At 42.1% G+C, this 26,328-nt stretch carries 28 protein-coding genes; 12 read left to right on the top strand and 16 right to left on the bottom strand.

Features of this window, described 5'->3' with window-relative positions; all coding sequences use genetic code 11:
• Positions 1-54 precede the first annotated feature (54 nt).
• A complete protein-coding gene (gene cysK, locus ACE1B6_RS24995; RefSeq protein ID WP_413259997.1) occupies positions 55-1,014 on the bottom strand; it encodes a cysteine synthase A in 960 nt (319 codons plus the stop codon).
• A gap of 558 nt (positions 1,015-1,572) precedes the next feature.
• Here cysK and ACE1B6_RS24990 point away from each other — a divergent pair.
• Both ACE1B6_RS24990 and ACE1B6_RS24985 read left to right on the top strand, forming a co-directional pair.
• Positions 1,573-3,579 carry a histidine phosphatase family protein gene (locus tag ACE1B6_RS24990; protein WP_413259996.1) on the top strand — a complete coding sequence of 669 codons (2,007 nt, stop codon included), beginning with the start codon at positions 1,573-1,575 and terminating at the stop codon, positions 3,577-3,579.
• A gap of 11 nt (positions 3,580-3,590) precedes the next feature.
• Positions 3,591-3,761: a hypothetical protein gene (locus tag ACE1B6_RS24985; RefSeq protein ID WP_413259995.1), complete on the top strand. Its 171-nt coding sequence runs from the start codon at positions 3,591-3,593 to the stop codon at positions 3,759-3,761.
• A gap of 4 nt (positions 3,762-3,765) precedes the next feature.
• Here ACE1B6_RS24985 and ACE1B6_RS24980 read toward each other — a convergent pair whose 3' ends face one another.
• The 5 genes from ACE1B6_RS24980 to dnaK all read right to left on the bottom strand — a co-directional run bounded on the left by ACE1B6_RS24980 (position 3,766) and on the right by dnaK (position 10,535).
• Positions 3,766-5,877 (bottom strand): mechanosensitive ion channel family protein, encoded by a 2,112-nt coding sequence (locus ACE1B6_RS24980; protein ID WP_413259994.1) that lies wholly within the window; start codon positions 5,875-5,877, stop codon positions 3,766-3,768.
• Between the two features lie 294 nt (positions 5,878-6,171).
• Positions 6,172-6,687 (bottom strand): Ycf51 family protein, encoded by a 516-nt coding sequence (locus ACE1B6_RS24975; protein WP_413259993.1) that lies wholly within the window; start codon positions 6,685-6,687, stop codon positions 6,172-6,174.
• 66 nt (positions 6,688-6,753) lie between these two features.
• A complete protein-coding gene (gene sufU / locus ACE1B6_RS24970) occupies positions 6,754-7,236 on the bottom strand; it encodes a Fe-S cluster assembly sulfur transfer protein SufU (RefSeq protein ID WP_413259992.1) in 483 nt (160 codons plus the stop codon).
• A 66-nt stretch (positions 7,237-7,302) separates the two neighbouring features.
• Positions 7,303-8,298 carry a DnaJ C-terminal domain-containing protein gene (locus tag ACE1B6_RS24965; RefSeq protein ID WP_413259991.1) on the bottom strand — a complete coding sequence of 332 codons (996 nt, stop codon included), beginning with the start codon at positions 8,296-8,298 and terminating at the stop codon, positions 7,303-7,305.
• A 119-nt stretch (positions 8,299-8,417) separates the two neighbouring features.
• The gene (dnaK, locus tag ACE1B6_RS24960; protein ID WP_413259990.1) at positions 8,418-10,535 is read right to left on the bottom strand and encodes a molecular chaperone DnaK; all 2,118 of its coding nucleotides are present in this window, start codon (positions 10,533-10,535) and stop codon (positions 8,418-8,420) included.
• Between the two features lie 232 nt (positions 10,536-10,767).
• On the opposite strand from dnaK, the gene ACE1B6_RS24955 reads away from it, so the two are divergent.
• Together ACE1B6_RS24955 and ACE1B6_RS24950 are read left to right on the top strand one after the other, a co-directional pair.
• A complete protein-coding gene (locus ACE1B6_RS24955) occupies positions 10,768-11,697 on the top strand; it encodes an Rpn family recombination-promoting nuclease/putative transposase (protein ID WP_413259989.1) in 930 nt (309 codons plus the stop codon).
• A gap of 41 nt (positions 11,698-11,738) precedes the next feature.
• Positions 11,739-11,861: a hypothetical protein gene (locus ACE1B6_RS24950; RefSeq protein WP_413259988.1), complete on the top strand. Its 123-nt coding sequence runs from the start codon at positions 11,739-11,741 to the stop codon at positions 11,859-11,861.
• 5 nt (positions 11,862-11,866) lie between these two features.
• Here ACE1B6_RS24950 and ACE1B6_RS24945 read toward each other — a convergent pair whose 3' ends face one another.
• From ACE1B6_RS24945 to ACE1B6_RS24935, 3 genes are read right to left on the bottom strand one after another with little or no spacing between them, the layout of a single operon-like run.
• Positions 11,867-12,025: a hypothetical protein gene (locus ACE1B6_RS24945; protein ID WP_413259987.1), complete on the bottom strand. Its 159-nt coding sequence runs from the start codon at positions 12,023-12,025 to the stop codon at positions 11,867-11,869.
• Between the two features lie 6 nt (positions 12,026-12,031).
• Complete coding sequence (locus tag ACE1B6_RS24940; protein WP_413259986.1) at positions 12,032-12,259, bottom strand: type II toxin-antitoxin system HicA family toxin; 228 nt, start codon at positions 12,257-12,259, stop codon at positions 12,032-12,034.
• Positions 12,252-12,479 carry a type II toxin-antitoxin system HicB family antitoxin gene (locus ACE1B6_RS24935; protein ID WP_413259985.1) on the bottom strand — a complete coding sequence of 76 codons (228 nt, stop codon included), beginning with the start codon at positions 12,477-12,479 and terminating at the stop codon, positions 12,252-12,254. Before ACE1B6_RS24935 ends, ACE1B6_RS24940 begins: the two co-directional genes overlap by 8 nt.
• A gap of 115 nt (positions 12,480-12,594) precedes the next feature.
• Between ACE1B6_RS24935 and ACE1B6_RS24930 the strand changes: the two genes are divergently transcribed.
• The 5 genes from ACE1B6_RS24930 (at position 12,595) to crtB (ending at position 16,261) form a co-directional block, all read left to right on the top strand.
• A complete protein-coding gene (locus ACE1B6_RS24930; protein WP_413259984.1) occupies positions 12,595-12,921 on the top strand; it encodes a DUF433 domain-containing protein in 327 nt (108 codons plus the stop codon).
• Positions 12,922-12,923: 2 nt separating this feature from the next.
• The gene (locus ACE1B6_RS24925) at positions 12,924-13,265 is read left to right on the top strand and encodes a DUF5615 family PIN-like protein (RefSeq protein WP_413259983.1); all 342 of its coding nucleotides are present in this window, start codon (positions 12,924-12,926) and stop codon (positions 13,263-13,265) included.
• Positions 13,266-13,324: 59 nt separating this feature from the next.
• On the top strand, positions 13,325-13,750 hold the full coding sequence (locus tag ACE1B6_RS24920) for a DUF29 family protein (RefSeq protein ID WP_413260043.1): 426 nt from the start codon (positions 13,325-13,327) through the stop codon (positions 13,748-13,750).
• Positions 13,751-13,905: 155 nt separating this feature from the next.
• Positions 13,906-15,348: a 15-cis-phytoene desaturase gene (gene pds, locus ACE1B6_RS24915; protein WP_413259982.1), complete on the top strand. Its 1,443-nt coding sequence runs from the start codon at positions 13,906-13,908 to the stop codon at positions 15,346-15,348.
• Positions 15,332-16,261, top strand: coding sequence for a 15-cis-phytoene synthase CrtB (crtB, locus tag ACE1B6_RS24910; RefSeq protein ID WP_413259981.1), 930 nt, complete (start codon positions 15,332-15,334; stop codon positions 16,259-16,261). The genes pds and crtB overlap by 17 nt, the downstream gene beginning before the upstream one ends.
• Positions 16,262-16,411: 150 nt before the next feature.
• Here crtB and ACE1B6_RS24905 read toward each other — a convergent pair whose 3' ends face one another.
• On the bottom strand, positions 16,412-16,783 hold the full coding sequence (locus ACE1B6_RS24905; protein WP_413259980.1) for a hypothetical protein: 372 nt from the start codon (positions 16,781-16,783) through the stop codon (positions 16,412-16,414).
• Positions 16,784-17,003: 220 nt separating this feature from the next.
• Here ACE1B6_RS24905 and ACE1B6_RS24900 point away from each other — a divergent pair, with 220 nt between their 5' ends.
• Complete coding sequence (locus ACE1B6_RS24900; protein WP_413259979.1) at positions 17,004-17,534, top strand: orange carotenoid protein N-terminal domain-containing protein; 531 nt, start codon at positions 17,004-17,006, stop codon at positions 17,532-17,534.
• A gap of 183 nt (positions 17,535-17,717) precedes the next feature.
• On the opposite strand, the gene ACE1B6_RS24895 is transcribed toward ACE1B6_RS24900, so the two are convergent.
• From ACE1B6_RS24895 to murC, 3 genes are all read right to left on the bottom strand, one after another.
• On the bottom strand, positions 17,718-18,062 hold the full coding sequence (locus ACE1B6_RS24895; protein ID WP_413259978.1) for a YbaB/EbfC family nucleoid-associated protein: 345 nt from the start codon (positions 18,060-18,062) through the stop codon (positions 17,718-17,720).
• A 206-nt stretch (positions 18,063-18,268) separates the two neighbouring features.
• Positions 18,269-19,261, bottom strand: coding sequence for a UDP-N-acetylmuramate dehydrogenase (murB, locus tag ACE1B6_RS24890; RefSeq protein WP_459563096.1), 993 nt, complete (start codon positions 19,259-19,261; stop codon positions 18,269-18,271).
• A gap of 57 nt (positions 19,262-19,318) precedes the next feature.
• Positions 19,319-20,851 (bottom strand): UDP-N-acetylmuramate--L-alanine ligase, encoded by a 1,533-nt coding sequence (gene murC / locus ACE1B6_RS24885; RefSeq protein WP_413259976.1) that lies wholly within the window; start codon positions 20,849-20,851, stop codon positions 19,319-19,321.
• Between the two features lie 271 nt (positions 20,852-21,122).
• Between murC and nadD the strand changes: the two genes are divergently transcribed.
• Together nadD and ACE1B6_RS24875 are read left to right on the top strand one after the other, a co-directional pair.
• Positions 21,123-21,776, top strand: a complete 654-nt coding sequence (gene nadD / locus ACE1B6_RS24880; protein WP_413259975.1) for a nicotinate (nicotinamide) nucleotide adenylyltransferase — start codon at positions 21,123-21,125, stop codon at positions 21,774-21,776.
• Between the two features lie 91 nt (positions 21,777-21,867).
• Entirely contained in the window at positions 21,868-22,881 is a 1,014-nt protein-coding gene (locus tag ACE1B6_RS24875; RefSeq protein WP_413260042.1) for a type I glyceraldehyde-3-phosphate dehydrogenase, read from the top strand.
• A gap of 267 nt (positions 22,882-23,148) precedes the next feature.
• On the opposite strand, the gene ACE1B6_RS24870 is transcribed toward ACE1B6_RS24875, so the two are convergent.
• The 3 genes from ACE1B6_RS24870 to patD form a co-directional block, all read right to left on the bottom strand.
• Complete coding sequence (locus ACE1B6_RS24870; RefSeq protein WP_413259974.1) at positions 23,149-24,822, bottom strand: dipeptide ABC transporter ATP-binding protein; 1,674 nt, start codon at positions 24,820-24,822, stop codon at positions 23,149-23,151.
• Positions 24,823-24,908: 86 nt separating this feature from the next.
• On the bottom strand, positions 24,909-25,472 hold the full coding sequence (locus tag ACE1B6_RS24865; RefSeq protein ID WP_413259973.1) for a zf-TFIIB domain-containing protein: 564 nt from the start codon (positions 25,470-25,472) through the stop codon (positions 24,909-24,911).
• A 230-nt stretch (positions 25,473-25,702) separates the two neighbouring features.
• Positions 25,703-26,107 (bottom strand): heterocyst frequency control protein PatD, encoded by a 405-nt coding sequence (gene patD, locus ACE1B6_RS24860; protein WP_413259972.1) that lies wholly within the window; start codon positions 26,105-26,107, stop codon positions 25,703-25,705.
• Between the last annotated feature and the right edge of the window lie 221 nt (positions 26,108-26,328).

The raw sequence follows: 26,328 nt of genomic DNA, 5'->3' as shown, positions 1-26,328 counted from the left end.
AAATGCAGGTGCAAGATCTCAGTAAAAGGACTAAAGTCCCTACAACGAACCTATTTATTTGAGAGTAGCAGTTTCCAAAAGAGGTTCTTGGAACAAAGGTGTACTGAGATAACGTTCGCCAAAACTGGGTTGAATCATCACAATTAAACGACCTGCATTTTCTTCCCGTTTGCCAACTTTAATTGCTGCGGCTAAAGCGGCACCGGAAGAAATACCAGAAAGCAAACCTTCTTCCCTAGCTAAACGACGACTAAAATACATCGCTTCATCATCTGTAATTTGAATTACTTCGTCAATTAATTCCACTTGCAAAACTTCGGGAACAAACCCAGCACCAATACCTTGAATTTTATGCGGCCCAGGTTTTCCCCCAGAAAGTACTGGGCTATTAACAGGTTCAACTGCTATTGCTTGAAAACTCGGTTTACGCTGTTTAATTACTTCCGCTACTCCGGTTAAAGTCCCACCAGTACCAACACCAGCAATTAAAAAATCTACTTCTCCATCGGTGTCAGTCCAAATTTCTTCGGCAGTAGTTTCCCGGTGAATTTTTGGATTAGCTGGGTTGCGAAATTGTTGCAACATATAACCATTAGGAATGGTAGCAGCAATTTCTTCCGCACGCTTAATTGCTCCCCGCATTCCTTCCATGCCTGGAGTTAATTCTAATGTGGCACCATAAGCTTTGAGCATATTCCGTCTTTCGGTGCTCATTGTCTCTGGCATAGTGAGAATTAATTCGTAGCCTTTGGCAGCTGCTACCATTGCCAAAGCGATGCCTGTGTTACCAGAAGTTGGCTCGACTAAAACAGTTTTTCCGGGCTCAATTAATCCCGCTTCTTCTGCTGCTTGAATCATGCTTGCACCAATCCTGTCTTTCACAGAAGCAGCTGGATTCATCCCTTCCAACTTAACAATAATTTGCGCTAAACATCCTTCTGATTGCGGAATTCGATTTAATTGTACTAAGGGGGTGCGTCCAATTAGTTCTGTAATATTACGAGCAATTCGCATTTTGTACTCCTTACGAGCTATTGAATTTAACTGTTAGCTATTATCCCAGTGATGAGAAACTTACTGTAAAATATGGCACTTCTTGCTCGTAATCACTACCTGGTTGTCGCCAGAGCTAGCAAAGCGTTTCGCACCTTACGAGACAGTTTTATTTTTTCTCAGTATGGAATAATTTGATTATACTACGGTTAGCCGATTGTCTTATTGTACTTTAAGTAACAAAAACTTGCTTTTGTGTAAATTCTCTCTTTTTTTAAGTAATTCGATCTCTAAAATCTCTTACGTAACAGTCTTTTTTCAACATCTTCTCCCTTACCTACTTACGGCTTTTACTTATTTACAAAAAGTGCTAGATTAAATAGTTATCGGTAAACACAACTCAGATGATGAAGTGTTACAGTAAGTTGAAAATTTAGTAATGCAAAGATTTATTAAACTTTTTATTATATATTAGGATAAAATTTATTCTAATCCTAAAAGTTGTTCATTAAGTTACTTCTAGTCAAAAAGTAAAATTTTGAGTTGAATTCCAAGTCTCAATCGCGGAATAAATAAATCATGGCACAACTTGATAATTCTCTAAAAGTACCCACAGAAAATCCTGATGGGACAATAGAAAAACAGAACAAAACAGGGCAAGTCTATTTTATTAGGCATGGTGAAAGTACTAGCAACGAACGCAATATTTTTGCGGGGGTGCTGGATGTTGGATTAACAGCATTTGGTAAGTTGCAAGCACGTCGCGCTGGATTGGATATTAAGAAAAGAGGCATCAAATTTGATGCTGTATATGTTTCGCACATGAGAAGGGCGCGGCAAACTTGTCAAATTGCAGTTGATGTGAGTCAATCTCTCAAATCAGCCGATATTCCGATTAATATCGATCACCGAATTGGTGAGAAATCTTTTGGAATTTTTGCGGGGAGAAATCTAAATTTGTTGCGTCTTGCTCTGGGCTATGAAGGCTTCGAGGAAATGTTACATTCCCATAACGAAGCACCTCCAGCTGGGGAAAAAATAGACCAAGTTTATGCCAGGGCTGCTATTTTTTACCGGGAAAAAGTTGTTCCCCATTTGGAACAAGGTGAAGATGTTCTCGTAGTGTGCCATCAATATGTTTTGGAGCCTTTAGCACTTTATTTAAGTGGCTTACCACCAACGGCTTATAAACATTTAAAATTGCCAAATGGTAAGGCTCTGAGTAAGGAAGAATTGACTAAATTCCGTGATAAAGAATCTAGCGGTAGTGCGGAGTTACGGAAAAAGTTCAACGATCTTTCGATTATGTGGGCGATTTTGCTCTATGCTGTGTCATTTTTAGTGGGTAGTTTGGCAAGAGCTTTTAGTGCTTCGGATTATCAACTGCTTCCGCCAGTTTTTACTTGGTTAATTGTTGCTTGTTTGGCAGTTTCAACTTTTTACACTTATCTGGATATTGACTTCGCTGGGACTAGGGGGAAAGTAACTCCGACTGTAAAATCTATTGTCTATGGTTGGATGTTTGTCCGATGGGCGATCGGACTATTTTTAATATTTTCGGGAGTTTTGTATCAAAGTCCAGCAGACTTATACAAAATTTTGTGGGTGTTATTTTGGATGGTGCCCCCAGCTTTGACTTCGCCAGTTTTATCAGTACTTTGGGGCGGTAATCTTTATCCCTCTGCGGTGCTGTCTCGGTTGTTGTCGATAATTGCACCTTTTGCGCTTCTGGTGACATTTGCGATCGCACCTTTGCCAATTAAAGTTGACAGTTTGAACTTTTTCTTTGTCATTTTAATTGTCGGTTTAGCAATTCCGGGTGCGATCGCCCAATATTGGCGAAGGAAATCTCCTGTAGAATCAAATCACCACAGTAAAAACTGGAAATTTATCGGCGTTTTAGCTGTGGCAATTATGGCTTTATTTACAGGTTTTCAGTTTACCCCACATACTATTATTTCCGACTTATTTACTTCAGCTGCGCCTGAGCGATCGATCGCCTGTTTACAACAACTAGCACTAGCAGTATTAGTCTTTTTCTTCATGCGTTTAGCTGCTACCTTAACTTACGTATTTTCCAACGGGAAAATCATTAAAGCAGAAGCACAAGACGCTTACATTCTATTAGTGAATCCCAACTTTTTCCTCTGGGCTGCCCTATTCATGAGCGCAGTTAGCGTAGTTCCTAATCCAGACACTTTGAAATATGCCGCTTTTTGGGCAGCACTAGGTTTCTTCTGCATCCCCATAATTGAGCAAGTTTTGTTCATGAATCTTTTCAGCAATGACATATTGCGAGAAACATTGCAATCCTCAAGAATGGCAACAGAAGATATCAAAAAACTGTTCCTAGAATTAGATAAAGATGGCAGTAAATCACTGGATAAAGACGAGATTTTGGAACTGTTAGGCATGATTGAAGATTTAACAGTAGGCGAACGTAGCCCTGAAGAAGTCAGAAGACACATCACTGATTATCTGTTCAACATTCTCGACAGCGATAAAAATGGCACTGTTGACTTACAAGAATTTGAAGATTACGTATCAGTGTATGGTTTGGTTGCTAACCTGAACGCTGCTAGTTAATCCGGTTTTTTTTGATTGAACAAAGGGAGGTTAGCACTGACCAAAATGGGACATTAAAAAACCATATCCAAAATTGGGATATGGTGAGAATGAGTAGTGGTAGTGTTAATTTGATTTTGCGAGGATTATTAGCAGAAATTAGTCGGTTAGAAAGCGAGAAGAAAAAAGAATCTACTTCGTAGGTAATTAGCTTTCTACGTTAGCTGGCTGTGGAGGAATTTCCGCAGCCGCAGGTAGATGGTGAGTCTTGCCATTAGTTTCGTGATATTCTTGTTGAATTTCGATCGCTTTAGGAATAGCAGCAAGGTTAATGCCTTCTTCGTTAAACCGTTTTTGAATTAGGCGAATAATATCTGCGTAGGTTTCCCAAAAATCATCTTTCTTCGTCCATCCACCAGCAAATATACTAATATAGTAATCTTCAATCTGCCACACGAAAGTACTAGGAGCGGGATCTGCGAGAACTTTGGGGTGAGATTTGAGAGTTTCTACAATTAGTGCTTCTACCTCTTGTAGATTTTCGTCAAAGCCAACTCGGAACGAGAGCATGATTTTGCGGTTTTTATCGTGGCTGAGGTTTTCGATCGTATCATTCCAAACACTGTTGTTAGGAAGAGTGAAGATTTGACCGCCAAAACCTTTGATTCTGGTGTTGGCTATGGTAATAGCATCCACCCATCCCCAAAGCGATCCGATTTTCACTTCGTCGCCCACATCAAAGGGTTTGTTAACCATGATCATCAAACCGCTGGCTAAGTTACCCAGATTGCTTTGCAGTGCGAAGGCGAGGACGAAACTCACACCCCCAAGTAAGGCTAAAACTGGGCCAAGGCTGACTTCTAGTGCTGTTAAAGCTAACAAGAAACCGACGACAACTCCGCCACGCTTGACGAGCATGACCAGAAATTGACGCATAATGGCTGATGTATTGCCAAATCTGAAAAGTATCTGGTTGAGCATCATACCCAGGATTTGAGAGATAATGACTGAGGCAATCATAATCCCAAAGAATTTACCGATATTACCTGCCCAGCGCAAACCGCCTTCGCTAGATTGTGCCCAGCTGACCAGCCGTAAGCCTAGCCCTTCGGTGTCTTTGGTATCCACTTCGACGGTGCTAATTGCTTGTATGTATTGGCGGTAAGGTTTGGGATCGCCGCCTTTTTTTTCTAGTTCGTCTAGGACTACGTTCAAGCGATCGATCAGCGCCGTTTGTTGTCCTTGCAGTTCGGTAACAGTAGTAACGAGTTGATTCTTCGCTTCCGCTTCTATTTCCGCACTCTTTTCCAACTTTTCCTGTGTTTTTTCCAGCTGTTGTTCTTTTTGTTGCAGCTGCTGTTCGTTATTTACCACTCCAGGTAAACCAGCAACTTTCTCCGCTGAATTGTTTTCTATTTCGGTGTTTTCCAGCGCCGCTGTAGCTTTGTTCAGATCTTGAGATGACTGCTTAGTTTTATCAGTTTGATTAACTCCAAACTCTTTGAGTAATTTTTCTATGGCTGCATCTGCTTTTTCTAGCTGTTCGGTAGCTTTCTTATATTCTGGTGAATCTTCCTTAGCACCCTTTTGTGCTTCTTGAGCATCTTCAAATTCTTTGATCGCAGCTTCTAGTTTTTCGATCTTTTTGCTTGCGTCTTGATAAGCTAGAGAGCCAGCCCTCATTTTATCTTGATCGGCTTTGGTTTGCTCAAGAGTTTGTTTAGCTGTATCTAAATTGCCTGTTTTCTGAGCTTTTTCTAATGCTTCACGTGCTGTTGCGTCTTTGTTTAAATCAGCTTTAGTTTTTTTGGCTTCTTCAACAGCTTCTTGCGCTTTTTTCAAGTTTTCTTGAGCTTCTTCTACCTTTTTGGCTGCTTCTTGATATTGTGGTGAACCAGGGGTAGCACCTTTTTGAACTGTCTGCGCTTCTTCTAAAGCTTGTTTAGCTTTTTCTAGGGCATCAGCACCTTCTTTCTGTTTAGCAATAGCTAGATTTTGTCGCTTGATCGTAACTTCAGCTTCGCTGATTTCTTGGGCTTTGTTTTGCAGTGCTAACATCCAACCAGCTGCTTCGACTTGCAATTGTTCTAAGGTGAGAGGCTTAACCAGTAATTTCAGTTCATCTACTGGAATATCAAGCTCTTTGGTTGTTTTTGCTGCTTTAGGATCTGCTGGTTTTGCTGGTGTAACTGCTTCTACCTGTTCAGCATTAGCCTCTGCTGCTGGTTCTTGCTCTTGCGATCGCACAGGAGCCACCCAAACAGCAAAAACACTAATGGCTCCTGCTAGGATAATCGCTCGAACTCGGTAACGCCCCATTATTTTACATCCTCCTAAGTCAGTATGTTTGCTATTCTGTTACTCTTAAAATACCCTTTAGGTCGCTTAGAAATTTATATCCTTTCTTTGTAACTAATATATTTTTGTAACTTTGGATAGAGGTTATGAGTATGAAGCTAGATTTATTATGAAAGTTTGAGAATTTCCTATAAATACTTAACAAAATAGCTAATTCGGCAAATAGAAGGGGTTTTTTGACACAAATAGGTCAAAAAACCCCGTTTTTGGAAATTCTAAATTTATCGGAATAAAAGTTTTGAAAACAAACTTTTATTAAGCAGTTGGTTTGGGTAGTTTAGCGAGATTTTCGGCGTAGATATTTACTGCCAAATTATCATCTGCGCGGTTGGTTAGCGATCGTCTAACCTCGCCCAAAACCAGCGGTTGCGAAACTCCCGCTTCTGGGTGAATCATTGTTCTAGCACGAATTACTAAACCATCGCTACCACCTAATCTGCCATAAGAAAACAAATCTGCTGCGGCTTGACGCAAAGTTGCATCTAATTCAGATTGAGTTATTGTGGGGGGAAGTGCGATCGAAACTAAATTTGCCCCATTATCAAAAATTACTGAATAGCGAATTGCACCAGGAATAGTAGTATGAGTAAACAACCCTAAACCTAAAGCAAATAAACCACCAGTCAGTACCCCCATAAACCCAGTAGCACCAACAAATCTAAAGCGAAATCCCCACTTAAAAACAAAAGCGATTAGAGTTAAAGCGGCGCAACCTAAAGTTAGAATTCCCGCCCACTTACCAGCAATTAAAAAATCAGTTGTTGTTAGCATAAACCCTGCAATTTTGGATTGATTTCAGTCAGTAAATCTCAGCTTAAAAGCTCAAAAAAACTTTAATTAAGCTTCCTCTTTCTCATTGCTGATAAAGCCATTTGACTCAGCATCACCAGTTGATTGCAACGCCGCTTTTAAAGCGTGCCAAGTCAGATTAGCACATTTAATTCGCACGGGGAATTGGGCAACCCCTTGCATAACATTTAACTTTCGCAACTCCTTGGGAAACTCCGCCTCGCCTTTCATCATTTGTTGGAAACGTTCCACCATTTCCAAAGCTTCGGTAACAGTTTTTCCCTTCAAAGCTTCCGCCATTAAATCAGCAGAAGCCATCGAAATTGCACAGCCTTCCCCCTCAAATTTGACATCTAAAATCTTGTCGCCAGCATCACTTAGCTGCAACGACAATTCAATAGTATCGCCACAGGAAGGATTATGCCCTTTCTGATACCGATGCACCGGATTAGTTTTACCCTTGTGCTTGGGTGATTTATATCGTTCTAGAATTACCTGTTGATACAGGTCGCGCAAATTGCCCAAAGTCATAATTCGACTGGTATTATCTTATTTAACTTTATACTTGATTGTAACGGTAATTAAACCTCTCAATTGTTAAATTGGTAAATCCGCACGCGGATTAAAGGTTTCAATTTGGCGGATTTTTTCATAAAGTTCTCTTTCCCTAGAACTAATCTCTTTGGGAATCACAATTTGAATTTCCAACAATTGATCGCCCCGACTTCCATCTTCCAGCGGATAACCTTTATTAGCAAGGCGCAATCTTTGACCTGATTTTACACCCGGAGGAATGTTCATTTTCACTCTTCCATCTAAAGTTGGTACTTGCACTGGTGCGCCTAAAACTGCTTCACTGGGAGTAATCGGCAATTGGCAAATAATGTCTGCACCTTCCAACTTATAAAATGAGTGAGGAGTAACAGTAATTTTCAGATAAAGATCGCCACCGCCAATGCCTTGACCTTTCAAACGAATCCGTTGATCTGTTACCATTGCTGGGGGCATATTTACTTCTAAACTACGTCCATCTTCTAAGCGAATTCTTTCTACTCCCCCAGTGTAAGCTCTTTCTAAAGGTAAAGTTAATCGCGCTTCAATATCTTTGCGAGTTGGACGAGAAGTGACGGTATAACTAACTTTAGTATTGCCGGGACGAAATTCATCTTCTGCGACTTTAGCGCGGGAATTCATCTCGTTTTCCGTTGCTACCCGGACTTTTTTATTGCCACTGCGTCCTAGTAGTTCATCGATGAATTGACCAAATTCAGTAAATTGGCTGTAATAGTCATCATCTTTGTCATCTCGATCTTTATTAAACCAACTTTTGCCGCCTTTTGCCGATCGATTTCCCGCAAATCCTCTTTGTTTCCAATAGCGACTAAACTGATCGTATTCGGCACGTTTATCGGTATCGGAAAGGACTTCGTAAGCTTCACCAATATCTTTAAATTTTTCTTCGGCTTCTTTGTTTCCCGGATTTAAATCAGGATGATATTGTCTTGCTAGTCTCCGATAGACTTTTTTGATTTCTTCTGCTGATGCTTCTCTGGGAACACCCAGAATTTCGTAATAGTTTCTAAAGTTTTCCATAGTTATTTGTCATTTCACATTGGTTTTTTGTCATTAGCTATTGGTTATTTGTCATTGGTCATTTCTGTATGATTGGAAATACTATTGACCAATGACAAGTGACTATTTACTATGACAAATTAGAACCAATCATCATCATCATCATCCCAATCTTGTCTTTGCGGTTGTTGGCTTCTTCGACCTGTTCCAATGCCATCAGAAGTATTGCGAGAACGACTAGAACCTGTACCATTGTAGGAGCGATCGCTACGATCGCTATAACGCCGATCGCTGTACCGATCGTCATAACGGCGATCGTCATAATCGCGATTATTATTACCGTAGTAAGGTCTATCTCTGTCTCTAAAATCGAAGTCTTCATCATCATCATCGCCAGAGAATGCGCGACGAATCGATCCAAATAAATCGTCTTCTTCTTCGGTATAACGCAGACGCACTTCCCGATTCATTTCGTATAGAATATCTTGCAAATCTGCTTGAGTTCGATCGATTCCCGCATCATCATTTCTGGCTAAATAATCGCGCAATTCTCGGACTAAACTTTCGATGCGGTAACGAAATTCATTAGCAAATTGCATTCCGAAATCTATACTTACTTCTCGTAGTTGTCTTTCTGCTTGAGTCGCTAAAGATTCAGCACGATTTCGCTTTTCAATTCTCTCTCTTTGTAAGCGATCGACTTCCGCATATTCCTCAGCTTCCCGAATCATTCTTTGCACTTCACTTTCACTCAAAGTCGAAGCTTCTTGAATCGTAACTGTTTGTTCTCGACCCGTGCTTCTATCTAAAGCTGTGACTTGCAAAATCCCGTTAGCATCGATATCGAAAGCAACTTGAATTTGGGGAATTCCTCTCGGCGCAGGTGGGATTCCTAACAACTTAAATCGACCCAAAGATTTATTATCTCTTGCCATTTCCCGTTCCCCTTGGAGAACGTGAATTTCCACCATTGTTTGGTTGTTTTCTCCGGTCGAGAAAGTGTCAGATCTTCTCACAGGAATTGTCGTATTGCGAGGAATTAACTTTTTCATTACTCCGCCAATTGTTTCCAATCCCAAAGATAGCGGAGTCACATCTAATAACAGGATATCTTTAAAATCTCCTGCTAAAATTCCCGCTTGAACTGCTGCACCAACAGCGACAACTTCATCAGGATTGATGTTTTGATTAGGTTCGCGATCGATAATACTTTCTACCAAGTCTTGCACCATTGGCATTCGCGTTCCGCCGCCAACAAGTACCACTTCATCGATATCTTCTGGCAACATATTGGCATCAGCCAAAGCGCGTTTTACAGGTCTGCGGAGACGGCTAACTAAATCGGTGCATAAGCTTTCAAATTGCGATCGAGTTAACCGAGTTTCCAAATGTACTGGGCCATCTTGAGTTGCCGCAATAAATGGTAAATTGATTTCCGTAACGTTCACACCAGAAAGCTCAATTTTTGCCTTTTCTGCTGCTTCCATTAAGCGTTGTAAAGATTGGCGATCGCGTCTTAAATCAATCCCTTCCTGTTCCAAGAATTGTTCCGCCAACCAATCAACAATCTTACTATCAAAATCATTCCCCCCCAACTGAGTATCGCCGCTAGTCGCCTTAACCTCAAAAACCCCATCACCAACTTCTAAAATCGACACATCAAAAGTGCCACCACCCAAATCAAACACCAAAATAGTTTGATTTTCCCGCTTATCCAAACCATAAGCCAAAGCCGCCGCTGTTGGCTCATTAAGAATCCGCTTAACTTCTAAACCTGCAATTCTTCCCGCATCTCTTGTCGCTTGCCGTTGCGAATCGTTAAAATATGCCGGAACCGTAATTACCGCCCCTGTAACTGGCTGTCCTAAGTAACGACTGGCTTCATCCGCCAACTTTTTGAGCACCATTGCCGAAACTTCCTCTGGTGCAAAATCCTTAGTCAGACGGGGACACTTAATTTTAATATTTCCCAATTCATCCTTGCGAATCGTGTAAGGCACTCGCTTCGACTCTGGGCTAATTTCCGTATACTTACGCCCGATAAACCGCTTCACCCCATAAAAAGTGTTTTGCGGATTAAGCACCGCTTGTCGCCGCGCCATTTGCCCTACCAGACGTTCCCCATCCTTGTTAAAGCCAACTACAGAGGGAGTAGTCCGCATTCCTTCGGCATTGGCAATTACCAAGGGTTTGCCACCCTCCATCACAGCTACCACTGAGTTTGTTGTACCCAAGTCAATGCCGACTACCTTTCCCATGCGTTACTGTTCTCCTCGCCTCTATTAAATAATGTTGAGAACTATTGCTGAAATTATTCTATCTTGCCAAGGGCAGATACATCGGGGAAAGGCTGAGGCGAACAAAAGTTTTGATTTGTAGGGGCGGGTTTAGTAGATAATTTAGTACTCTCAGCAGAAAGTTAACAACAAAACCCGCCCGTCTTGGCGATCGCTATAAAATTTTCACATCATCTAGGTGTAGCATCTAGCGATGATTGACCACGATCGTTTATTCAAAGAACTACTAACAACCTTCTTTTTCGAGTTCATCGAGTTATTTTTCCCCGAAGTAGCAACATATCTAGAACGTGACTCGCTGACTTTTCTGGATAAAGAGATTTTCACCGATGTTACCGCAGGCGAACAATACGAAGCCGACTTAGTGGCAAAAGTAAGGTTTCGAGGTGAAGAATCATTTTTCTTGATTCACACCGAACACCAATCAGAAGCAAGAGGCGACTTCAGTAAAAGAATGTTTCGCTACTTTGCCCGATTGTACGAAAAACACGCTTTGCCAGTTTATCCCATTGCTTTATTTTCCTACGACGTGCCCCAACGTCCAGAACCAACCTTTCATCGAGTTGATTTCCCCGATTTCCGGGTACTGGAATTTAATTATCGAGTAATTCAGCTAAATCGCCTTAACTGGCGAGATTTTCTGCGTTACCAAAATCCGGTAGCTAGTGCATTAATGGCAAAAATGAAAATAGCACCAAAAGATCGTCGGCGCGTGAAATTTGAATGTTTGTGCTTGATGGCTACCTTACGGTTAGATAAAGCACGAATGAAACTGATTTCCGGGTTTATTGACACTTATTTACGTCTGACAGCTGAAGAAGAACGACTTCTCCAAGCTGAAATTAGTACAATTGAACCATCTGCAAGGGAGGTAGTTATGGAGATTGTTACCAGTTGGGAACTACAAGGAATAGAGCAAGGACTAGAGCAAGGACGACAGCTAGAAGCTTTGTCCTTTGTTCTGCGCCTGCTTAACCGTCGTCTTGGCAGTGTCGCTCCTGATTTAGAGGAGAAAATTCGCAGTTTATCTGTTGAGAAATTGGAGGAGTTGGGTGAGGCTTTATTAGATTTTTCTAATGTTGCCGATTTAGTTGATTGGCTGGAAAATCATACAACTCCGTAGCAGAATCACTTGGGAAAAATCATTAAAACTGAGGCAAATTAATGAATCAGCAACAGCTTTCTCAAGAAGAACTTGAGTTGTTATCTGGCTTTGTGGATTTCTTTTTACCCCTAAATGAAGAAGAGGAAAAACTCTTCCAAGTTAGATTTTTCGGAGGTTGCTGATTTGGTTAATTGGTTGGATAGAGAGGTAACGCTGTAATCGAAAATTTATTTAAGGGTGGGCAATATCCACCCGGATTCTTTTCTTTATTAATTGCATTTTTGGAGGTTTGGGAAATGCGATCGCCCAAGTTTCGATCGCCTTTGAGAAATGCGATCGCATCCACTATTTACTACTCATTTACTTCAAAAAGATACCTGGGCAACCCAGACTGACGAATAATAGATTGCAAAGTACCAATTTTTATCTCTGAGTAATTTGGCACGGGAACAGTCACAGTTGTGTCAGGCAATTTTTTCTGCATAATAATATGACTACCACGCTGTCGAACTTGGACAAAACCATTTTCTGCCAAAATATGACAAACCTCCGCCGCTGACAATACCCGCAATCTACCCAATTTTTACCTCTACGCGAGTTACAAATACTTCCGTATGCAAGCGATGTTGAATTTCTGAATAATCAGCCGTTTCAAAAAATAATTCTAATGCTTCAATCAGATTATTTCGTGCTTCTTCAATACTATCACCCTGACTAGCAATATCCAATTCTGGGCAAAAGGATACATATCCATTTCCCTCACGTTCAATAATGGCTGTAAATTGTTGCGTTGGATTCATGGCTCTTAGTTTGAGTAATTTTAATATTATCCTAATTTACCTATCATATTTGGTACTAACAAGCAGATATCCGCTAAAATCTTAACTAAAATATTTCTGATAACCCAAATATTCTATGACACTCAAAGAATTAGAACCAAAACTCCTGGCATTAACACCTGCCGAAAAAACCCAAGTAATTCAACTATTAGCCCAAAGTCTAAGTGACACTTGGCAAGGTATTGAAAAAACTCCAGGCGTGTGTGGAGGTGATGCCAGAATTGCTGGAACTCGCATTCCCATTTGGTCGTTGATAGAATCTCGTCGTTTAGGCATTACTGAGGCACAGCTTTTAGATGACTATCCACATCTTACTGCCGCAGACTTGGTAAATGCTTGGGCTTATGCTGAAGCAAATCCAGATGAAATTGAAGCAGCAATCAAAAAGAATGAGGAAGCTTAACTATGGCGCGTCTCTATGCAGATGAACATTTTCCACGCATAGTTAGCGAATTATTACGCACTATGGGTCATGATGTCCTCACAGTTCAAGAAGCTGGAAATGCAAATCTTGGCATTCCCGATCCAGAAGTTTTGGCATTTGCTGTAAATAATAATCGGGCAGTTTTGACAATCAATCGTTATGATTTTATCCGACTACACCGTTTACAAACCGACCACGATGGTATCATTGTTTGTACAGATGATCTAGATAGAAATCGGCTGGCAACTCGCATTAACGAAGCTATTTCTAATGAAGAAGACTTGAGAGGTAAATTAATTCGAGTTGTTCGTCCGTCTAGGTGAAAATTATGCAATATCAAAATGTTTTTCTAATTCCCATTACCACTGGAGTAATCAAGCTAATGGAAGAACTAATCACTCTAAAAGAATTACTACATCAAGGCAATATCGCAGAAGCTTTGTTAATCGTAGAAGAACTCGAAGAAATGAGTAAATCTGATAAATTAAACAAAATATTTAGTTATGGCATCATTTTATTATTGCACCTGATTAAACAAGCAGCCGAAAATCGCACTACTAGGTCTTGGAATCTGTCAATTCGTAATTCAGTTACGCAAATTCAACGCACCAATCGCCGCCACAAAGCTAAAGGAACTTACATGACTGAAGATGAATTAAGAGAAACTTTACAAGAAGCTTACGATTTGGCTTTGGAAAAAGCAGCATTAGAAGCTTTTGAAGGACAATATCAAACAGAAGAATTAGGCAAATTAGTTAATCAAGAAGAAATAATTCAACAAGCAATAGATTTAATAATTGAAAAATAGTTACTCTGTCCCAGAGAGAAAAAAATAAACAATTCCCAGTCCCTAATCCCCAGTCCCCAATCCCCAATTCTGACATTTTTTGCAAAATGTAACGGACTGTAAAGTATAATGAGAGCGATAAAGACGCAAGCAAAATTAAGGGTAAAACCATATCAATGCGAGTTGCGATCGCTGGAGCAGGTCTAGCAGGACTTTCCTGCGCTAAATATCTCACAGATGTCGGTCACACCCCGATCGTCCTAGAAAGCCGAGACGTACTAGGAGGATTAGTGGCTGCATGGAAAGACAAAGACGGCGACTGGTACGAAACTGGATTACACGCTTTCTTTGGAGCCTATCCCAATATGCTTCAACTGTTCAAGGAATTGGACATCGAAGATCGGCTCCAGTGGAAAGAACATACACTAATTTTCAACCAACCAGAAAAACCTGGAACATATTCCCGTTTTGATGTTCCCGATATCCCCGCACCAATCAACGTAATTTTGTCGATTTTGCGGAACAAGGATATGCTGACTTGGGAGCAGAAAATTCGCTTTGCCATTGGACTACTTCCGGCTGTAGTTCGGGGACAAAAGTACGTCGAGGAAATGGACAAATACTCGCTTTTGGAATGGCTGAGAAGACAAGGTGTTGACGAAAAAGTAAACACTGATATCTTTATCGCGGCTTCCAAAGCTCTCACCTTCATTAATCCTGATGAAGTATCCGCAACTATTCCATTAACGGCGCTTAATCGCTTCCTGCAAGAGCGTTACGGCTCGAAAATCGCCTTTTTGGATGGATCTCCTACCGAACGGATGTGTCAGCCTTTAGCGGACTATATTACCCAACGTGGGGGCGAAGTTCGGATTAACTCGCCGCTTAAGGAAATTGTCCTCAACGAAGATGGCACAGTTAAACATTTTGTGATTCGCGGACTCAACGGCGCACCCGATGAGATTTTGACGGCAGATGTTTATGTTTCCGCGATGTCGGTGGATGTGGTAAAAGTGATGTTGCCTAAACCTTGGCAGCAAATGGAATTTTTCCAAAAGCTGGAAGGTTTGGAAGGTGTGCCTGTAATTAATTTACATTTGTGGTTCGATCGCAAACTCACAGACATCGATCAACTGCTATTCTCCCGTTCCGACTTACTCAGCGTCTACGCCGACATGAGTAACACCTGCCGGGAATACGCCAATCCCGATCGCTCGATGCTAGAACTAGTTTTAGCACCCGCGAAAGATTGGATCGATCGCTCCGAAGCAGACATTGTGGCAGCGACAATGGCAGAGTTGAAAAAACTCTTCCCGCACCACTTTGATAGTGATAAGCCAGCCAAATTGCTGAAATATCACATTGTAAAAACGCCTCGCTCAGTCTACAAGGCAATTCCAGGTCGTCAACAACACCGTCCTACCCAAACTACTCCTATTAGTAATTTTTATCTTGCAGGTAGTTACACCATGCAACGTTATTTAGGCAGTATGGAAGGTGCCGTACTTTCTGGTAAGCTGACAGCGCAGGCGATCGCTGAAGCACACCCGCAAACAGCAAAAAAGGTAAACACAACCCCAATCACCTCCCAGCCTGCGACCAATGCTGCAACTGTCTAATTACCCTCGCATGAGAACGCTGGCCTCTTTGGAGCAATCCTACGAACTCTGTCGTCAAATTACAGCTAAATACGCCAAGACGTTTTATTTAGGCGCATTACTAATGCCGGAGGCCAAGCGTCGGGCAATTTGGGCTATTTACGCTTGGTGCCGTCGGACAGATGAACTCGTAGATGGCCCCCAATCAGTCAACACCACCGACGAAACTCTCGATCGCTGGGAACAACAGCTAGAATCTGTCTTTGCTGGCATTCCCCAAGACGATCAAGATGTCGCTTTAGTTGATACCCTGCAACGTTACCCGATGGACATTGAACCATTCCGGGATATGATTGCAGGTCAACGAATGGACTTATACCGCAGTCGATACGAGACTTTTGAAGAACTCAACCTCTACTGTTATCGGGTCGCTGGTACAGTTGGGTTAATGTCTACTGCTGTCATCGGTGTTGATAAGACTATTTACACTGCCCCTTGGAACAAAGATCGAGAAGTTTATATTCCTACAGAAGAAGCGATCGCATTAGGAATAGCCAACCAATTAACTAACATTCTCCGCGATGTCGGAGAAGATGCCCGTCGGGGACGCATCTACCTACCTTTAGAAGAATTGGCTTTGTTTAATTACACCGAAGCCGATCTATTTAACGGCGTAGTTGACGATCGGTGGCGCGAATTAATGCGTTTCCAAATTCAACGGGCACGCAAGTATTTCGTATTAGCAGAAAAGGGCATTCGCGCCCTCAGTTCTGACTCCCGTTGGCCTATTTGGGCAGCTTTGATGCTGTATCAAAGAATCCTAAATGCGATCGAACGGAATAACTACGATGTTTTCCGGCAAAGAGCTTATGTTTCTAATTCCACAAAGCTGCTATGTTTGCCGATCGCCGGGATACGCTCAAAAGTCCTTTAAAAGTTAATGCTCAACCAGTTAATTTGGTTGAGCTTATATTTACTATTTCCACCGCTACAAATACACCAATAACTAAAAGTTCGTTGTCAGCACTTTAGTGCGTTATCCCGAAAATGTACGACTAAAGTCGCTACTACAAACTCTAGAATATTACTTAGCAGCTTCGCCTTTTTTCATAGCTTTCTGCACTATTTCATCATCAACATTTTTCGCTTCTCGATCGGCAGGATGAACGTCTCTAGCCATATCTAAATAATCATCTGGGTTGCCTGTCGCTTCTGCTTTAGGCGCACTTTCTTGGGGTTTTGGTACTTCCAAATTGGGTGCTGTCGCCTTTGCTGCTGCTTGAGCACCTTCGCCAGTGCGATCGATTTCACTAACACTAAAAGCCTTCGATGCTTCATAGTCAGCTTCGGTATCTACAGCAGGTGTTTGCTCATTACCTTTCGCCATATTTTCCGCAGCTAATTGAGCATCATGAGTAGGTGCTTGGTTAGATTGAGGATTCACTTTTTCAGACATAATATTTTGCTTTTCCTGTTTTTTAGACTTACTCACCAAGCATAAAAGAGCTATCCTTGTTATTCTGACTCTCTTGCGATAGATTCCAAATCCACCTTTTGAGAGAAAATTATTCGCTCTCTAAATATGTCTAAAACTCTACCTATAGCCAGGGGATTTTCTCCCAAAAAGCTTGTTATTCCTTGAATTTGAACTACTCGAATTTATGGGAAGGAAAACTATGGTTTTAAATCAAAACACCATCAAGTCTCAAGCGTTATCAAAAGAAACTCTAAAAGTTGTTGATGCTTTTAATGCGCTAAACACAGACGAAAAGTTAGCCCTACTCTATTTTGTTTATGAGAAAATGGGCGAATCAATTACCCCAGCAGCCCCCACTGCAACCGATCCAGAATTAGCACCGAAACTTTTAGGGGATTTTTATGAATTATCGGACGATCGCCAATTAGCAATTATGCGCGAAATTGTGAATCGGGAAAACACAGAATATTCCCATGCTTACGGTGCTTTAAAACAAAACAATCAGCTAATGGTTTGGTTTGCTTGGGCGCAAGCAATGGGCGACACAGTGGTAGATTTACCAGAGAATTACCAAGCAACGCAAGCGATTAATGACGCTTTAGCACAAGTCGAAAAACTCGACTTTGAAGGACAAATTTCCGTTTTACGTACAGTCGCCGAAAATATGGGCTACACTGACGTTCAAACAATACCCAGCCAAGCGGAAACAGGCAAAACTCCCAGCCTCTAAAAATAGGGACTGGGGACTGGGGACTGGGGACTGGGGACTGGGGACTGGGGACTGGGGGAGTTGAGTTTTTGGTTTTGAGTGAGCAAGAAAGTGGGGAAGTTCTGAGTTTTGCATTCTCCCCTGCCCCTCTGCCCCTCTGCCCCCCTGCCCCCCTGCCCCCCTGCTCCCCTGCTCCCCTGCTTCTTAAAGTCCGGGAAGATCGAGCCCGCTAGTCAACTCTTCCATGCGTTCGCGCATGGTAGCGGTTGATTTGCTGTAGGCATCTTTCATTGCCGCAGTGACGATCGCAGACAGAGCCTCTGCACCTTGAGTCAGAGCTTCTGGGGCAATTTCCACTCGCTGTGGTTCCTGATTACCATTGAGAACCACCTTAACTAAACCATCCTCAGATTCTCCCTCAATTTCCATTACCTCTAATTCTTCTTGCAGCCTTTTAGCGCCTTCTTGAACCTGTTGAGCTTTCTTAAAAGCTTCGGCCAATTCCTTCATTTTGCCCAAGCCAAAGCCGAATCCCTGTTTCTGTGACATAACCTAATTTATCCGTTTATACGTAACCCATTCTGGCACAGGCTAGGAGTATTAGGACGAGGAAAGTTTATCGGGAAAACCGGAAAGGGAAAACGATCGCTTTACCCCTTCGCCTTCACCCTTTTCGCGCAAAAATCTCTCCTTGATTCCCTTTCCTCACTAAAATCTCCTGCCTTAAAATTGAACCTGTTAGCAAAGCCTGAAGTCTATATAGGCTGAAACTCACCTAAAATTTTCACTTCTGGTTGTAACGATAAAGACCAATGACGCTCAACTTGCTGTTGTACATAGTGAATCAATTGGAAGATATCGTTGGCTGTAGCTCCACCACAGTTAAGAATAAAGTTAGCATGACGTTCGGCAACTGTTGCACCGCCAATGCGATAACCTTTCAAGCCAGTTTGTTCGATCAACCAACCAGCTTTGTGGGGAGTGGGATTGCGGAATACGCTACCGCAGCTAGGTTTATTATATGGTTGGGTACTATGACGCTGTTTCAGGTGTTGAGCAGTGGCAGCAATTACTGTAGCTGGGTTGTTACCAGGTTTCAATTGAAAGGTAGCTTGAGTTACTAAGCGTTTGTCCCCTTGGAGTATGGAGGTGCGGTAGTTGTATCCTAGTTTTTCTGGGGGGAGAATTTCCAGAGAGCCGTTGCCGGAGAGGACATGAGCATCGACCAAAATATCTGCCATACAACCGTTGTGAGCGCCAGCGTTCATGACTACAGCACCACCCACTGTACCGGGAATGCCCACTGCCCATTCTAGTCCTGACCAGCCTAATTCGGCGGCTTTCCAAGCTAGACGGACTAAGGGTTCTCCGGCTGCTGCGGTGACTTGTCCGGTTTCGTGGTCAAAATGAGTGTGGCGCAGGTGGCGAGTGCAGATGACTAGACCGGACAAACCGCGATCGCTAACCAGTAAATTCGAGCCAGCGCCTAACATAGTAATTGGTAAATCGTGATTTAATCCCCATTCAAAACTAGCTTCTAATTCATAAAAATGCTTAGGGGCGACTAACCATTCTGCTGGCCCACCGACGCGAAACGAAGTAAAGCCAGCTAGAGAAACGTGGGACTTTACTAAACACTCCGTACCAGGCAAACAAATTTTTTCAGTTTTCATATTATCTGTTTTGTGCCGCTGAACCTGGAATTTAGCGACATTCAGGCCGTTAACGAGTTCTTTTGAGACAGTCATAACTCCTAACCCATGCTTGTATACCGGAAGGCAAAGAAAAAATTTTGTGGCTCAAGCTTAGGCTCTCAGGCGATATTCTTGAGGCATTCCTTGAGCAGTTTGTTCGTAAAAGGCCACTACTTCGGGAATAATTTGATTCAGGTTTCCTGCGCCTAAAAAGATTGCTAGATCGCCTGGTTGGAGATTTTCCGTCAGAAAGCGATGTACTGCCTTTAAGGAAGGTTGGTAAACTACCTGGGGATGGTGAGCCGCAATTTCTTGGGCTACTCTTTCACCGCTAATGTCAGTTTGTTTTGGTTCACCAGCACTGTAAATATCGGTGACTACCACCAAGTCAGCACTAGAGAAACATTGACCAAATTCAGTTAAGAAGGTTTGGGTGCGACTGTAACGGTGTGGTTGGAAAACTGCAACGACTCTTGTTTGGGGAAAGTTTAATAATCCATTAGCTTGAATTTTTGCTGCTGCTAGGGTGACGTTAATTTCGCTGGGGTGATGAGCGTAGTCATCGATGAAGCGAATGCCGTTAACTTCGCCACGTTTTTCAAAGCGCCGACTGGCTCCTGTAAAAGTAGCTAGCGCACCAGCAATCACTGCAAATTCCAAACCTAAGTAACGACCTAATGCCACTACTGCTAAAGCATTGCTGAGATTATGTTCTCCCAACAACTGCAAGTTCAATTGTCCCAGAATTTCGCCTCGTTCCCAAACCCGGGCAGTGGTTCCCTCGGCTCGGTAAACTACACAATCAACGGTGTAATCTGCACCTATTTCTGGTTGTAGGCTGTAGCTAATTGCTGGTTTTAGATGTTCTTTGACCGTTGGGCAATCTATGCAGCCGATCGTAGTTTTACAACTAGTCGCAAATACTTGAAATGTATCGATCACCTCGGCTAAGTTTTCATAATGATCTGGATGATCCAATTCAATATTGGTGATAATGCCAATTTCCGAAGACAGTTTTACCAAGGAACCATCTGATTCATCAGCTTCGGCAACTAAATACTTGCCTTTCCCTAAACGTGCATTACCGTCCCAAGCTGTTACTTCTCCCCCAACGACAATTGTCGGATCTAAACCTGCTTCCAGCAGTAAATATCCCACCATACTGCTGGTAGTGGTTTTCCCATGAGTACCAGCCACAGCAATGCTGTAATAATCTTGAATTAAGGCTGCCAATAAATCGGAGCGATGTAGAATTGGACAACCCAAATCTAAGGCGGCTCGATATTCGGTATTGGCGGGATTAATTGCAGTCGAACAAACTACTTGGGGTAAAAATGACTCTGGTAATGCTACTGCTCTGGAAGCTGCGCCATTGTTCGCCGATCCGCCCAATTTAACAGTTTTTGAGCCGTTGCTACCTGAGTTAGGGTTGGCATTAAAAAATTCTAAATTACTTGCTTGTTGTTCGGCAAATATATGAGCGCCGATCGCTTGTAAACGCTTAGTAATATGACTAGAGCGAATATCTGAGCCAGACACGGGTAATTTGCGCTGGGCGATCACATAAGCAAGAGCAGACATCCCAATTCCACCAATTCCAATAAAGTGAAATGGTCTGCCACTAAAATCTACTGAAGTCAGCATCGTAGCTCCTTACACACCACATAAAACCACACACCACAGATAACAGGCGTTATCATAGCAGGAAATATTTTTTCAGGATACAGATTAAAGAATGATTTATAGGCTAAGATTGCACAGTTTTTCATAAACTGAGCTTTTTAGATACTTAGATTGTGAGATTCTTTGTAATCTGTTGTCTAGTAGCTGGTTATTTTTCTTTAGAGTATTCAGATAATTGAGGTCAGTGGAGTTAAGTTGGCTCTGCACAAAGGTGAAAAAGTGATGTTTGGCGATGCAAAAATTGGCGATTTTCGGGGGTACGTTCGATCCAATTCACTGGGGACATCTGTTGATTGCTGAGACTGCTGTCGATCGGTTAAAACTGGATGGGGTAATCTGGGCGATCGATCGCTGTCCCCCCCACAAACAATTCTCTACTCAACTAGATTTTCCCTACCGTTGGCAAATGGTGCAACTGGCGATCGCTAATCACCCAGCTTTTATCCTCTCTCCAATTACAAACAATTCCCCTGGATATTCTTACGCCATAGAAACTTTTATTAACTTGCAAGTAGTTTATCCCGAAACTCACTGGTATTGGATCGTTGGTCAAGATGCTTTCGCCACTTTACCACGTTGGTTTGGTCGCCAAGAATTGATTCCGAAGTGTGATTGGTTAGTTGCACCTCGTCCCGAAGCTAGTAACATTGAGCTAGAGTTACTTGGGTTATCCGTAGTAGAGCAATTGACTGCTGAAGCGATCGCTATTCGTTGGCAAGTTTTGTCAGTCCCACCCATAGCCATCTCATCTAGTTTAATTCGCCAATACTGTCAACAGCAGCGATCTATCCGTTACCTAGTTCCCGAAACAGTCAGAACTTACATTCTCAATCAGCAACTTTACAAAGAAAACAATTTAACAGAAATTTCCTCCGATCCCAATTGACTTAATAGCCTTCTTATTGGTACACCCTTTGCGATATGATGTGGTTCAGCACTTGGGTTTTATCATTACAGTAGACAGAGGGCAAGACGCAGTGATAAGAGTAGCGATCAACGGTTTTGGACGCATCGGACGTAATTTCTTGCGTTGCTGGGCAGAAAGAGAAACTAGTAATTTTGAGGTAGTCGCAATTAATGACACCTCCGATCCGAAAACAAACGCGCACTTGCTGAAATATGACACGATGCTAGGAACGTTTGGTGCGGATGTCAGCGCCGATGATAATTCGATTATTGTCAATGGCAAGACGATTAAATGTACATCCGATCGTAATCCAGAAAACTTGCCCTGGAAAGACTGGGACATCGATCTAGTAATTGAATCTACTGGAGTATTCACCAGCAAAGAGGGAGCATCCAAACATATAAATGCTGGTGCGAAAAAGGTTCTGATTACTGCCCCAGGAAAAGGTGACGATGGCACTTTTGTGGTTGGGGTAAACGATCATGATTATGACCATGATAAGCACGTAGTGATCAGCAATGCTAGCTGTACCACTAACTGCTTGTCTCCAGTGGCTAAGGTAATTCACGAGAACTTTGGCATTATCAAGGGTACAATGACTACTACCCACAGTTACACTGGGGATCAACGTCTTTTGGATGCTTCTCACCGGGATGTGCGTCGGGCAAGAGCAGCAGCAATGAATATTGTACCTACTTCTACTGGTGCTGCTAAGGCTGTGGCTTTAGTATTGCCAGATTTGAAGGGTAAGCTTAATGGTATCGCTTTGCGCGTCCCCACCCCCAATGTTTCCGTTGTGGACTTGGTGGTAATGGTGGAGAAGAAGACTTTTGTCGAAGAAGTTAACCAAACTCTCAAAGAAGCTGCGGAAGGGCCATTGAAGGGTATTCTCGAATATAGCGACTTACAGTTAGTTTCTTGCGATTACCGCGGTCATGATGCTTCTTCGATCGTTGATGCTAGCCTAACTATGGTTATGGATGGCGATATGGTGAAAGTAGTTGCATGGTACGACAACGAGTGGGGTTATTCTCAACGGGTTGTTGATTTGGCGGAATTAGTCGCTAAGAAGTGGGTTAAATAACCTTTTATTACCATTATTTTACAGTAGGGTGGGCAAATAGCCTACCCTATTTGTTTTGAAAGTTTACGCTTTTAATCGATGTTTAATGCAATTAAGTTATTAACCCGGAAATTGATGATCCTGTCGTTAAAGCTAAACCACAAAGCGGAAACAACCAACAAAATTAGTTTCTTTATTCTCTTCTGCCCCCCTGCCCCTCTGCCCCCCTGCCCCTCTGCCCCTCTGCCCCTCTGCCCCCCTGCCCCTCTGCCCCTCTGCCCCTCTGCCTTATTTTTTAGCTAACAAAGGGGCAGCGTTGAGTAATGTTTGCGTGTAGGGGTGTTGGGGATGGGTGAAGAGTTGGTGGGTGGAGTTTATTTCTACTATTTTACCGCTATTCATTACGGCGATCCGATCGCAAAAAAACCTCGCTACCCAAAGGTCATGAGTAATAAATAAATAGGTTAAATCAAAATCTCGTTTTAACTCTAACATTAATTCTAAAACTTGAGTTTGCACACTAGCATCTAACATACTTACTGGCTCATCACAGATTACCAATTTTGGTCTAGTAATTAAAGCCCTGGCGATCGCTACCCGTTGTTGTTGTCCTCCTGATAAATCCGAAGGATATCTTTCATAGTATTCTGTTTCTGGTGTTAATCCCACTCTTTTGAGCATTTCTAATACTTGAGTTTTTGCTTCTGTGGGATTTGCTAATTTATGAATAAATAGGGGATCGCTAATACTTTGTCCCACTGTCATTCGGGGATTTAAACAAGCATGGGGATCTTGAAAAATCATTTGAATTTCTCTTCTTGTTAGTCGCATTGATTCGCGAGCAAGAGTGGTTAAATCTTTGCCTAAAAATTCGACTTTTCCTGATGTAGGATTAATTAATTGTAAGATTGTCCGGGATAGGGTACTTTTTCCACAACCAGATTCGCCAACTAATCCTAATATTTCCCCTGGATAAAGCTCTAAATCGATCCCATCAACTGCTTTAATAGTTTGACTTTTTTGTGCTAATAATTTGGCAATAAAACCAGCTTCTAAAGTATAATGTTGTTTTAAATCTTGAACTTGTAAAATGGGGGTTTTTCTGGTTTGTTCCTCTGCTTTCCTGCTTTCTTGTTCCTGGGCTTCCTTTTCATCGACTGCTTGTAAATGTAATGCTGCTTGCAGGAGCGACCGTGTATATTGATGTTGAGGACGAGCGATAATTGATTCAGTTTTGCCAATTTCAACTATTTTTCCATTGTACATTACTGCCATGCGATCGCAATATTCCCCCACCATCGCCAAGTCATGAGAAATTAACAATAAAGCCATTTCTCTTTCCCGACAAAGCCGAGTTAATTCCTCTAAAATTTGCGCCGAAACAGTAACATCTAAACTGGTGGTCGGTTCATCTGCTACAATTAATTTGGGGTTGAGTAATAGGGCGAGTGCGATCGCCACTCTTTGCCGCATTCCCCCACTAAATTCATGAGGATATTGCGCCCATCTACTAGCAGGAATCTTCACCGCTTCCAAAGTAGCAATTGCCCTTGACTTCGCCTCACGAGAAGATAATTCTGGTTGATGTGCCTTTAAAGTTTCCATGCAATGTTCGCCAATAGTCATTAGGGGATCGAGACGAGTCATCGGATCTTGAAAAATTAAAGCTACCGCTTCTCCTCGAAAGCGGCGCAAATCAGAAAGTGACAGATCGAAAACTAATTGATCCCGAAAAATTACTCTACCTTCAATGCGCGTTGATGCAGGTAACAAACGCATTGCAGCGCGTCCTAAAGTAGACTTACCACAACCAGATTCTCCCACTAATCCCAAACGTTCACCAGGCTTTAAAGTAAATGAAACATCATCAACAGCCCATTGAATATTTTCCGCATTTGCTAGAGACTGAGGATAAGCTACCCGCAAATTTTCTACAGCAAAGATCGGTTTGTCATTTGTCATTTGTCATTCGTCCTTTGTGATATCATCATAATAAGTTCGTAGTAATGACTTTAGTCGTTCCCACCATCATCTAATGACCAATAACATTACTTATGAAATCGCCGCATTAAATAAGCTACACCAAAATCCCCATTCGGATGTTTTTCTAAGACTTCTGCTAATTCAAAAACCATTGCTGCCACTTCAGAACCGAGTTTTTCAGTAGTCGCTTGACGTTCTTTTTCGGAATATTCCAATTCGCGAACTCGTGATTGCCATTCTAGAGAAAATAGTTGTTCAATGTTAGTATGTAACCCTAGCTTTTCCAAAACTTCCCATTCACCTTTATCGCACCAAATTCCGCCACAGTGAGTACAACGTTCGACATAAAAAGCTCTTTTGTAGAAAACTTTTGCTCTAGTTAAGTAATGCTGGCATTCAGGACAAAGTGCGGCGCGGTTATCATTGGGAGAAGGAACAAAATTAATCTCAGTAGTAGACTTAGCCATTAATTTTGGTTCTGCGGTTTTTTCCGATTGAGATGCTATCCATGCTTCGTAGTCAGTGGCAGAAATCCAGTTTCCTTGGCAATCTGGGCAAAGTTTGACGGCTAACTTATTAGATAAAGTAGCATTAACTAAAGTCACACGCTGATCTTTGGGGCACTGCACGATTTTTTCGATCCTCTGGGATACTCTTCTATAATGTTTAACCAGTTTTGATATTACTACGTTGATTGGGGAGAGGAAAAAAGTTTTTCCCGGAATCGAGTAATTGTAGCAGTTTTGAGGATGGCACACTTTCGCAACTGGCACATTCAAAAAGGTAGCTTTAAAAAGGTAGGTAGTTGCGCTTCAGCGCCTTTCTTTGGCGCTGAAGCGCAACTGCGTACTCAAATATCCTACAAGTCTAGAATTGAGTGGCAGTAATTTGTTAAGGTTTGCAGACGTTTGTGGATTTGGGTAATTTTGGTTTGTGCTGTTGCTGATTGGCGAGAGGCTTGAAGAAAAGAGAGATCGATTGCCATTAGTTGAAGTTGCTTGTTGATTTCGGTGAGGTAAGATTGGAGGCGAGAGGCGATAGCTGGCTCTAGTTCATCCAAAGTTAAATTAGCAATTTCTTGGGTAAAAACTGCTTGTAATTGAGCGAAATCTTGTTTGAGCTTGAGTTTGTCGGCGCTGGTAGCTCTTGAAAGTGGTTTTTCTGGTGATTGTGAGATAGATGAGTAATCATTGAGCAAATTTTGGTATTGCTCTATGATTAGGAAAAATTTCTGATAGCGATCGCGCAAGGAATTTGGCAACATTATGTAAATCGTTGGGATACAATCAGATAATCACGAAAGTTTTTACTAAATGCAGACAGTTATCTCTTAGGAATAGAGTCATAGCTTAAGCCAAGCTTTAGGATTTGGGTGGTTCTGATTCCTTTAGTTAACAATATTCTTAAAGTAGAACCTTGGATGAAAGTCATTTTCGCCAAGGGAAAGGCAGTCAAACTCGATCGGACAACATTGCTAATTTAGCT

The sequence above is a fragment of the Floridaenema fluviatile BLCC-F154 genome (assembly GCF_041929135.1).
Lineage (GTDB): Bacteria > Cyanobacteriota > Cyanobacteriia > Cyanobacteriales > Aerosakkonemataceae > Floridanema > Floridanema fluviatile.
Note: the sequence above shows the minus strand (reverse complement) of the source record. Positions and strands in the feature narration are given on the sequence as shown.

Coding starts and splice junctions, on each gene's coding strand:
- ACE1B6_RS24950 (WP_413259988.1), top strand. CDS start 11,739: ATGAATCAGCAACAGCTTTCTCAAGAAGAACTTGAGTTGTTATCTGGC.
- ACE1B6_RS24895 (WP_413259978.1), bottom strand. CDS start 18,062: ATGTCACAGAAACAGGGATTCGGCTTTGGCTTGGGCAAAATGAAGGAA.
- ACE1B6_RS24930 (WP_413259984.1), top strand. CDS start 12,595: ATGACACTCAAAGAATTAGAACCAAAACTCCTGGCATTAACACCTGCC.
- ACE1B6_RS24935 (WP_413259985.1), bottom strand. CDS start 12,479: ATGAATCCAACGCAACAATTTACAGCCATTATTGAACGTGAGGGAAAT.
- murC (WP_413259976.1), bottom strand. CDS start 20,851: ATGCTGACTTCAGTAGATTTTAGTGGCAGACCATTTCACTTTATTGGA.
- ACE1B6_RS24870 (WP_413259974.1), bottom strand. CDS start 24,822: ATGACAAATGACAAACCGATCTTTGCTGTAGAAAATTTGCGGGTAGCT.
- murB (WP_459563096.1), bottom strand. CDS start 19,261: ATGACTGTCTCAAAAGAACTCGTTAACGGCCTGAATGTCGCTAAATTC.
- ACE1B6_RS24920 (WP_413260043.1), top strand. CDS start 13,325: ATGGAAGAACTAATCACTCTAAAAGAATTACTACATCAAGGCAATATC.
- sufU (WP_413259992.1), bottom strand. CDS start 7,236: ATGACTTTGGGCAATTTGCGCGACCTGTATCAACAGGTAATTCTAGAA.
- crtB (WP_413259981.1), top strand. CDS start 15,332: ATGCTGCAACTGTCTAATTACCCTCGCATGAGAACGCTGGCCTCTTTG.
- patD (WP_413259972.1), bottom strand. CDS start 26,107: ATGTTGCCAAATTCCTTGCGCGATCGCTATCAGAAATTTTTCCTAATC.
- ACE1B6_RS24900 (WP_413259979.1), top strand. CDS start 17,004: ATGGTTTTAAATCAAAACACCATCAAGTCTCAAGCGTTATCAAAAGAA.
- pds (WP_413259982.1), top strand. CDS start 13,906: ATGCGAGTTGCGATCGCTGGAGCAGGTCTAGCAGGACTTTCCTGCGCT.
- ACE1B6_RS24905 (WP_413259980.1), bottom strand. CDS start 16,783: ATGTCTGAAAAAGTGAATCCTCAATCTAACCAAGCACCTACTCATGAT.
- nadD (WP_413259975.1), top strand. CDS start 21,123: ATGCAAAAATTGGCGATTTTCGGGGGTACGTTCGATCCAATTCACTGG.
- cysK (WP_413259997.1), bottom strand. CDS start 1,014: ATGCGAATTGCTCGTAATATTACAGAACTAATTGGACGCACCCCCTTA.
- ACE1B6_RS24925 (WP_413259983.1), top strand. CDS start 12,924: ATGGCGCGTCTCTATGCAGATGAACATTTTCCACGCATAGTTAGCGAA.
- ACE1B6_RS24955 (WP_413259989.1), top strand. CDS start 10,768: ATGATTGACCACGATCGTTTATTCAAAGAACTACTAACAACCTTCTTT.
- ACE1B6_RS24975 (WP_413259993.1), bottom strand. CDS start 6,687: ATGCTAACAACAACTGATTTTTTAATTGCTGGTAAGTGGGCGGGAATT.
- dnaK (WP_413259990.1), bottom strand. CDS start 10,535: ATGGGAAAGGTAGTCGGCATTGACTTGGGTACAACAAACTCAGTGGTA.
- ACE1B6_RS24965 (WP_413259991.1), bottom strand. CDS start 8,298: ATGGAAAACTTTAGAAACTATTACGAAATTCTGGGTGTTCCCAGAGAA.
- ACE1B6_RS24980 (WP_413259994.1), bottom strand. CDS start 5,877: ATGGGGCGTTACCGAGTTCGAGCGATTATCCTAGCAGGAGCCATTAGT.
- ACE1B6_RS24990 (WP_413259996.1), top strand. CDS start 1,573: ATGGCACAACTTGATAATTCTCTAAAAGTACCCACAGAAAATCCTGAT.